Origin of the sequence: Streptomyces sp. NPDC059897 (genome assembly GCF_042730865.1) — a bacterium.
Taxonomy (GTDB): Bacteria; Actinomycetota; Actinomycetes; order Streptomycetales; family Streptomycetaceae; genus Streptomyces.
Map to the genome: position 1 here is coordinate 1 of NZ_JBHWKQ010000033.1, position 8,305 is coordinate 8,305.

Sequence of the window (8,305 nt, forward strand, 5' to 3'; positions counted from 1 at the left end):
GCTCGGAGATGTGTATAAGAGACAGGTGCCAGGTGGGGCGCCTTTTTCATTCCTCCGGCGCGCCGCTCCCCAGCCCGGCGATCGATCATCGATCCTTTCCACGTCCGGAAATCCGCCCCTGACCTCGCCTGATCGATCATCGCTCACATGAACAGGAATTTTCCCAGCTGAGCGAGATTGATGGCACGCAGTGCCTTGCCAGTCGTCACGGCGTGCCATACGTTGAAGGTGTCCGGGCGGCCGGCGCACAGAGAACTTCCGTGCGAGGGCTGTCCCCGCGAACCGCGAACGACCGTGATTCGTGTGCCCGGACGCCTGCGTCACAGGCAACCTTCCGCGCCACACCAAGCGCTGCCACAGCACCACCTCGCCGAACCGACGGCACACCCTCAACCCTCAGCAGCCACACCCGACTCAGCGTTCCCCTCAAACGCGAAACGCCGGAGGCACCACCGTGAAGGACATCCTGGACGCGATTCAGTCGCAGACCGCCACGTCTGCCGACTTCGCCGCCCTGCCGCTCCCCGACTCGTACCGCGCGATCACCGTGCACAAGGACGAGACGGAGATGTTCGCGGGGCTCGAAACCCGCGACAAGGACCCGCGCAAGTCCATCCACCTGGACGACGTGCCGGTCCCGGAGCTCGGCCCCGGCGAGGCGCTCGTCGCCGTCATGGCCTCCTCCGTGAACTACAACTCCGTCTGGACCTCGATCTTCGAGCCGATGGCGACCTTCGGATTCCTGGAGCGCTACGGCAAGTTGAGCGACCTGACGAAGCGTCACGACCTGCCGTACCACATCATCGGCTCCGACCTCGCGGGCGTCGTGCTGCGCACCGGCCCCGGCGTCAACGCCTGGCAGGCGGGCGACGAGGTCGTCGCGCACTGCCTCAGCGTCGAGCTGGAGTCGAGCGACGGCCACAACGACACGATGCTCGACCCCGAGCAGCGCATCTGGGGCTTCGAGACCAACTTCGGCGGACTCGCCGAGATCGCGCTCGTGAAGTCCAACCAGCTGATGCCGAAGCCGGACCACCTCAGCTGGGAGGAGGCCGCCGCTCCCGGCCTCGTGAACTCCACCGCGTACCGCCAGCTGGTGTCCCGCAACGGCGCCGGCATGAAGCAGGGCGACAACGTCCTCATCTGGGGCGCCTCGGGTGGACTCGGCTCGTACGCCACGCAGTTCGCGCTCGCCGGTGGCGCCAACCCCATCTGTGTCGTGAGCAGCGAGCAGAAGGCCGACATCTGCCGGGCCATGGGCGCCGAGGCGATCATCGACCGCAGCGCAGAGGGCTACAAGTTCTGGAAGGACGAGCACAACCAGGACCCGCGCGAGTGGAAGCGGTTCGGCAAGCGGATCCGCGAGCTGACCGGCGGCGAGGACGTCGACATCGTCTTCGAGCACCCCGGCCGCGAGACCTTCGGCGCCTCCGTCTACGTCACGCGCAAGGGCGGCACCATCGTCACCTGCGCCTCGACCTCCGGCTACAACCACGAGTACGACAACCGCTACCTGTGGATGTCGCTGAAGCGCATCATCGGCTCGCACTTCGCGAACTACCGCGAGGCGTGGGAGGCCAACCGCCTGATCGCCAAGGGCAAGATCCACCCGACCCTGTCGAAGGTGTACTCGCTCGAGGACACCGGACAGGCCGCCTACGACGTGCACCGCAACCTCCACCAGGGCAAGGTCGGCGTCCTCGCGCTCGCCCCCGAGGAGGGCCTCGGCGTGCGCGACCACGAGAAGCGGGCGCAGCACATCGACGCCATCAACCGGTTCCGGAACGTCTGAAATTCCGTAGGAGAGCCTGCAGATGACTGAGCGTCAGAAGGACCGGCCGTGGCTCATGCGCACGTACGCCGGCCACTCCACGGCCGAGGCGTCCAACGAGCTGTACCGGCGCAACCTCGCCAAGGGGCAGACGGGTCTGTCGGTCGCCTTCGACCTGCCGACCCAGACCGGGTACGACCCCGACCACATCCTCGCGCGGGGTGAGGTCGGCCGCGTCGGCGTCCCGGTGTCCCACCTCGGTGACATGCGGCGGCTGTTCCAGGACATCCCCCTGGAACAGATGAACACCTCGATGACGATCAACGCCACCGCCATGTGGACCCTGGCGCTCTACCAGGTGGTCGCGGAGGAGCAGGGCGCGGACCTCGCCGCGCTCCAGGGCACGACGCAGAACGACATCGTCAAGGAGTACCTGTCGCGGGGCACCCATGTGTTCCCGCCGGGGCCCTCGCTCCGCCTGACCACCGACATGATCGCGTACACCGTGGCGAACATGCCGAAGTGGAACCCGATCAACATCTGCAGCTACCACCTCCAGGAGGCGGGGGCCACTCCGGTCCAGGAGATCGCCTACGCGATGTCCACCGCCATCGCGGTTCTCGATGCCGTACGCGACTCAGGGCAGGTCCCCGCCGAGAAGTTCGGGGACGTCGTGGCCCGCATCTCCTTCTTCGTGAACGCGGGCGTCCGGTTCATCGAGGAGATGTGCAAGATGCGGGCGTTCGGGCGGATCTGGGACCAGATCACGCGCGAGCGGTACGGCATCGAGAACGCGAAGCAGCGCCGCTTCCGGTACGGCGTGCAGGTCAACTCCCTCGGCCTGACCGAGGCCCAGCCGGAGAACAACGTCCAGCGGATCGTGCTCGAGATGCTGGCCGTGACGCTCTCCAAGGACGCGCGCGCCCGCGCCGTCCAACTCCCTGCCTGGAACGAGGCGTTGGGCCTGCCTCGCCCCTGGGACCAGCAGTGGTCCCTGCGCATCCAGCAGGTCCTCGCCCACGAGAGCGACCTGCTCGAGTACGAGGACATCTTCGCGGGCTCGCACGTCATCGAGAAGAAGGTCGACGAGCTGGTCGCCGAGTCCTTCGCCGAGATCGACCGGATCCAGGAGATGGGCGGCGCCATGGCGGCCGTCGAGTCGGGCTACCTCAAGTCGCAGCTCGTCTCCTCGCACGCGGAGCGCCGGGCCAAGATCGAGGCCGGCCAGGAGAAGATCGTGGGCGTCAACTGCTACGAGGGCACCGAGCCGAACCCGCTCACCGCCGACCTGGACACCGCGATCATGACGGTGGACCACGACGTCGAGGCCAGGGTCGTGGCGGCCATCGGCGAGTGGCGCACGACGCGTGAGGAGTCCTCCGACCGGCAGGGCATGGGCGATCCGTTCCACTACCCGACCACCGGGCAGGCGCTCGACCGCCTCAAGGAGGCCGCGGCGGGCACGGAGAACCTCATGGAGGCGACCCTCGAATGCGCCCGCGCCGGGGTCACGACCGGCGAGTGGGCGGCGGCCCTGCGCGAGGTGTTCGGCGAGTTCCGCGCCCCCACGGGCGTCTCGTCGGCGCCGGTCGCGGTCGCCGCCGAGCAGGGCACGCCGCTCGCCGAGGTCCGCGAGAAGGTCCGCCGCACCGGCGAGGAACTGGGCGGCAAGCTCCGCCTCCTGGTCGGCAAGCCGGGCCTCGACGGACACTCCAACGGCGCCGAGCAGATCGCCGTACGGGCCCGCGACGCCGGGTTCGAGGTGGTCTACCAGGGCATCCGGCTCACGCCCGAACAGATCGTCTCCGCGGCTCTCGCCGAGGACGTGCACTGCGTAGGCCTGTCGATCCTGTCCGGATCGCACGCCGAGCTGGTGCCCGACGTGCTCGCCCGCCTGCACGAGGCGGGCGCCACCGACATCCCCGTGATCGTCGGCGGCATCATCCCCAACGCCGACGCCGAGGACCTGAAGCGGGCGGGTGTGGCCGCCGTCTTCACCCCCAAGGACTTCGGCATCACGGAGATCATCGGCCGTATCGTCGACGAGATCCGCACAGCGAACCACCTCGACCCACTGGAGGTCCCCGCATGACCCAGGTCAACCGCCTTCGCCCGCGCCGTTCGTGTCTTGCCGTGCCCGGCTCGAACCCGCGCTTCCTGGAGAAGGCCCAGGGCCTCGACGCCGACCAGGTCTTCCTCGACCTGGAGGACGCCTGCGCCCCGCTCGCCAAGCCCGAGGCGCGGCACACCATCGTCAAGTTCCTCAACGAGGGCGACTGGACGGGCAAGACGCGCGTCGTGCGGGTCAACGACTGGACGACCGAGTGGACCTACCGGGACGTCGTGACCGTCGTCGAGGGCGCGGGCCAGAACCTCGACTGCATCATGCTCCCGAAGGTGCAGAACGCCGAGCAGGTCGTCGCGCTCGACCTCCTGCTCACGCAGATCGAGAAGACGATGGGCTTCGAGGTCGGCAAGATCGGCATCGAGGCGCAGATCGAGAACGCGCAGGGCCTCAACAACGTCAACGCGATCGCCGAGGCCTCGCCGCGCACCGAGACCATCATCTTCGGCCCGGCCGACTTCATGGCGTCCATCAACATGAAGTCCCTGGTCGTCGGCGAGCAGCCGCCCGGCTACGGCGCCGACGCGTACCACTACATCCTGATGAAGATCCTGATGGCGGCCCGCGCCAACGACCTTCAGGCGATCGACGGCCCGTACCTCCAGATCAAGAACGTCGACGGCTTCCGCGAGGTCGCCGGCCGCGCCGCCGCGCTGGGCTTCGACGGCAAGTGGGTGCTGCACCCCGGCCAGGTGGAGGCCGCCAACGAGGTCTTCTCGCCCTCCCAGGAGGACTACGACCACGCCGAGCTGATCCTGGACGCGTACGACTACTGCACGTCCGAGGCCGGCGGCAAGAAGGGCTCCGCGATGCTCGGCGACGAGATGATCGACGAGGCCAGCCGGAAGATGGCGCTGGTCATCTCCGGGAAGGGACGCGCGGCGGGCATGCAGCGCACGTCCAAGTTCGAGATCCCGGAGGCGTGACGACACCATGCAGTTCGGCCGCACTTACGAAGAGTTCACCGTCGGGGACGTCTACAAGCACTGGCCGGGAAAGACGGTCACCGAGTACGACGACCACATGTTCTGTCTCCTGACGATGAACCACCACCCGCTCCACATGGACACGAACTATGCGGAGAAGACGACGGACTTCGGCAAGAACGTCGTCGTCGGGAACTACATCTACTCGCTCCTCCTCGGGATGTCCGTGCCGGACGTCTCCGGCAAGGCCATCGCCAATCTGGAGATCGAGTCGCTCAAGCACGTGGCGCCGACCTTCCATGGCGACACCATCTACGGCGAGACGACGGTCCTGGACAAGACTCCGTCCAGGTCGAAATCGGACCGCGGAATCGTCCACGTGGAGACCAAGGGCTACAAGCAGGACGGCACGCTCGTCTGCGTCTTCCGCCGCAAGGTGATGGTGCCCACCGAGACGTACATCAAGGAGCGCGGCGGCGAACAGCCCGGCCGCCCCTCTCTCAAGTCGCAGGAGAAGTAGCCATGAGCCGACTCGCGCAGACCCACGGCCTGACCGATGTGCAGCAGGAAATCCTCTCCACGGTCAGGGACTTCGTCGACAAAGAGATCATCCCGGTCGCGACCGAACTCGAGCACCGCGACGAGTACCCGCAACAGATCGTCGACGGGCTCAAGGAGTTGGGCCTGTTCGGGCTGATGATTCCCGAGGAGTACGGGGGTCTGGGCGAGTCGCTGCTCACCTATGCGCTGTGCGTGGAGGAGATCGCGCGCGGCTGGATGTCGGTCTCCGGCATCATCAACACCCACTTCATCGTCGCCTACATGCTCAAGCAGCACGGCACGCAGGAGCAGAAGGACCACTTCCTGCCCCGCATGGCGCTCGGCGAGGTGCGCGGCGCATTCTCCATGTCCGAACCGGGACTTGGCTCCGACGTGTCGGCGATCACGTCAAAGGCGGTTAAGGACGGCGACAGTTACCTTCTGAACGGCCAGAAGATGTGGCTGACGAACGGCGGTTCGTCAACGCTTGTGGCGGTTCTCACGCGAAGTGATGAAGGTCACCCGGAGGGCTCCGCGCCGCACAAGTCGATGACGACGTTCCTCGTCGAGAAGGAACCGGGCTTCGGTGAAGTCCGTCCGGGCCTGACGATCCCCGGAAAGATCGACAAGATGGGTTACAAGGGCGTCGACACGACCGAACTCATCATGGATGACCTGCGCATTCCGGCCAATCGCGTACTGGGCGGGGAGACCGGCCGGGGCTTTTACCAAATGATGGACGGGGTGGAAGTCGGCCGCGTGAATGTCGCGGCGCGTGGCTGCGGCGTCGCGCAGCGTGCATTTGAACTGGGTGTCGATTACGCGCAGCAACGGCACACTTTCGGAAAGCCCATCGCGCAGCACCAGGCGATCCAGTTCAAGTTGGCCGAGATGGCCACCAAGGTCGAGGCCGCCCATGCGATGATGGTCAATGCAGCACGCAAAAAGGACTCCGGGGAACGTAACGACCTCGAGGCAGGGATGGCCAAGTACCTGGCCTCCGAATACTGCAAGGAAGTCGTGGAGGACGCGTTCCGGATCCACGGCGGCTACGGCTTCTCCAAGGAGTACGAGATCGAGCGCCTCTACCGCGAGGCACCGATGCTGTTGATCGGCGAAGGTACCGCCGAGATCCAGAAAATGATCATTGGTCGTCGGCTCCTCGAGGAGTATCGATCCCAAGGCTGATCCTGGGCCAGATGTCCGTTTACGGGGTGTTTCTTCGCGAAGAAGATCACACCCCGTAGGCACACTCCGGGGGATGCCTGCCGTCCGATGTGGCTTCCTGGCTTGCCCAGTTGTGGCTCGCAACCGATAGCATCCCCGGAAAAGCCGCCGTCCCCCCGTAAACTGCGCGGCCTCATCCGCTACGAAGGTCATCCATGCCCCACAGCCAAATCTCTGCACCACGCGACGGCGTCCTCAAGGGACGTCTTGCGCGCGGAGCCTCGCCGTGGCTTCTCCCGACCGTCGCCACGGCTGCCCTCAGCCTGGCGCGCTCGCGACGCTCCAAGAAGGCAGCAGCACTCGCCGTCCCGACCACCGCTCTGGCGGCTGGCATGCTGTGGTTCTTCCGCGACCCCGAGCGCGAGATCGCCGATGGCCGGGTCATCTCCCCGGCCGACGGTGTGGTGCAGAGCATCATGCCGTGGAAGGACGGGCGTACCCGCGTCGCGATCTTCATGAGCCCGCTGAACGTGCACGTGAACCGCGCGCCGCTCGCGGGCACGGTCTCGTCGGTCGAGCACATCCCCGGTGGTTTCGTTCCCGCCTTCAACAAGGAGAGCGAGAACAACGAGCGGGTGGTGTGGCACTTCGACACCGAGCTCGGTGACATCGAGATGGTCCAGATCGCCGGAGCCGTCGCCCGCCGCATCGTGCCCTACATCCCCCAGGGCACGAAGGTCGAGCAGGGCGAGCGGATCGGCCTGATCCGTTTCGGTTCGCGTGTCGACATCTACCTCCCCGAGGGCGTCGAGGCCGACGTCGAGGTCGGGCAGAAGACGGTGGCTGGGGTGACCCGAATTGACCGTGACTGACCCCGAGACTTCCGCCTGGGCGGACGACGACATGGCGGACGACGCGGAAGAGATGCCGCTGTCGCTCCGGCTGTCGATAGCGGACACCCTGACGCTGGGCAACGCCACGTGCGGATTCATGGCCGTCTACTTCACGACGACCGGGATCCTGATCCCGCACATCCAGGGCAGCGCGGACTCCGGCATGGCGCGGCACTCCGCCGCGACGGCCGTGATCCTGATGCTCGCCGCCGCGATCTTCGACCTGTTCGACGGTCTGGTGGCGCGCAAGCTGCGGTCCTCGCCGATGGGCGCGGAGCTGGACAACCTGTCCGACCTGATCAGCTTCGGGCTCGCGCCCGCCTACTTCGTGCTGGTCTACGGCATGGTCGCCGACGACGCGCACCAGAGAGTCGCCGCGGTGGGGGCCATCGTGGTGCTGCTGGCGGTGGTGCTGCGGCTTGCGCGGTTCTCGTGCGTGACCGTGAAGGACGGCACGTTCCAGGGCATGCCGTCGCCGTTCGGCGCGCTCACCGTCGTCTCGATCGTGCTCCTGGAGCTGCCCTTCGTGGCGACGCTCCTGGCGATCATCGGTACGGCGTGGCTCATGGTCAGCCGGGTCGAGTACCCGAAGCCGCGGGGGCGGCTCGCCGTGGCGATGCTGGCGTGGATCGTGGCGAGCATGGCGCTCCTTGCGGCGTGGGCGTTCGACGCGCCCGGCGGTCAGATGCTGCTGGCGACCGGGTGCACGCTGCAGGTCGTGCTCGGTGCCGTGATTCCGTTGTTCGCGACGGCGCGGCGTGTGAATAATTTCCGTGGGAATCGGCGGGAAGCGCGAGCAGCGCAGTTGCCGTAGCCCGGCGGGACGTGTGAGTGGTGGGGGCGCGGCGGTTTGGTGGGGGCCCCCCCACATAGTGGGTGTGAG

The 8,305-nt window shown here is 66.8% G+C and carries 7 protein-coding genes; all 7 read left to right on the plus strand.

Annotated features, from left to right (window positions below):
- Nucleotides 1-454: 454 nt before the first annotated feature.
- The 7 genes from ccrA (at nt 455) to pssA (ending at nt 8,236) form a co-directional block, all read left to right on the plus strand.
- On the plus strand, nt 455-1,792 hold the full coding sequence (gene ccrA, locus ACFV9W_RS28970) for a crotonyl-CoA carboxylase/reductase (RefSeq protein WP_385766425.1): 1,338 nt from the start codon (nt 455-457) through the stop codon (nt 1,790-1,792).
- Between the two features lie 22 nt (nt 1,793-1,814).
- Entirely contained in the window at nt 1,815-3,863 is a 2,049-nt protein-coding gene (locus ACFV9W_RS28975) for a protein meaA (protein WP_385766428.1), read from the plus strand.
- Entirely contained in the window at nt 3,860-4,822 is a 963-nt protein-coding gene (locus ACFV9W_RS28980; RefSeq protein ID WP_266715415.1) for a CoA ester lyase, read from the plus strand. The genes ACFV9W_RS28975 and ACFV9W_RS28980 overlap by 4 nt, the downstream gene beginning before the upstream one ends.
- Before the next feature lie 7 nt (nt 4,823-4,829).
- Nucleotides 4,830-5,342, plus strand: a complete 513-nt coding sequence (locus ACFV9W_RS28985; RefSeq protein ID WP_385766432.1) for a MaoC family dehydratase — start codon at nt 4,830-4,832, stop codon at nt 5,340-5,342.
- Between the two features lie 2 nt (nt 5,343-5,344).
- Complete coding sequence (locus ACFV9W_RS28990) at nt 5,345-6,550, plus strand: acyl-CoA dehydrogenase family protein (protein ID WP_385766435.1); 1,206 nt, start codon at nt 5,345-5,347, stop codon at nt 6,548-6,550.
- A 194-nt stretch (nt 6,551-6,744) separates the two neighbouring features.
- Nucleotides 6,745-7,401, plus strand: a complete 657-nt coding sequence (locus tag ACFV9W_RS28995; protein WP_385766438.1) for a phosphatidylserine decarboxylase — start codon at nt 6,745-6,747, stop codon at nt 7,399-7,401.
- 31 nt (nt 7,402-7,432) lie between these two features.
- A complete protein-coding gene (gene pssA / locus ACFV9W_RS29000) occupies nt 7,433-8,236 on the plus strand; it encodes a CDP-diacylglycerol--serine O-phosphatidyltransferase (RefSeq protein WP_385766628.1) in 804 nt (267 codons plus the stop codon).
- Nucleotides 8,237-8,305: the final 69 nt, after the last annotated feature.

Coding starts and splice junctions, on each gene's coding strand:
- ACFV9W_RS28975 (WP_385766428.1), top strand. CDS start 1,815: ATGACTGAGCGTCAGAAGGACCGGCCGTGGCTCATGCGCACGTACGCC.
- ACFV9W_RS28980 (WP_266715415.1), top strand. CDS start 3,860: ATGACCCAGGTCAACCGCCTTCGCCCGCGCCGTTCGTGTCTTGCCGTG.
- ACFV9W_RS28985 (WP_385766432.1), top strand. CDS start 4,830: ATGCAGTTCGGCCGCACTTACGAAGAGTTCACCGTCGGGGACGTCTAC.
- ACFV9W_RS28990 (WP_385766435.1), top strand. CDS start 5,345: ATGAGCCGACTCGCGCAGACCCACGGCCTGACCGATGTGCAGCAGGAA.
- ACFV9W_RS28995 (WP_385766438.1), top strand. CDS start 6,745: ATGCCCCACAGCCAAATCTCTGCACCACGCGACGGCGTCCTCAAGGGA.
- pssA (WP_385766628.1), top strand. CDS start 7,433: ATGGCGGACGACGCGGAAGAGATGCCGCTGTCGCTCCGGCTGTCGATA.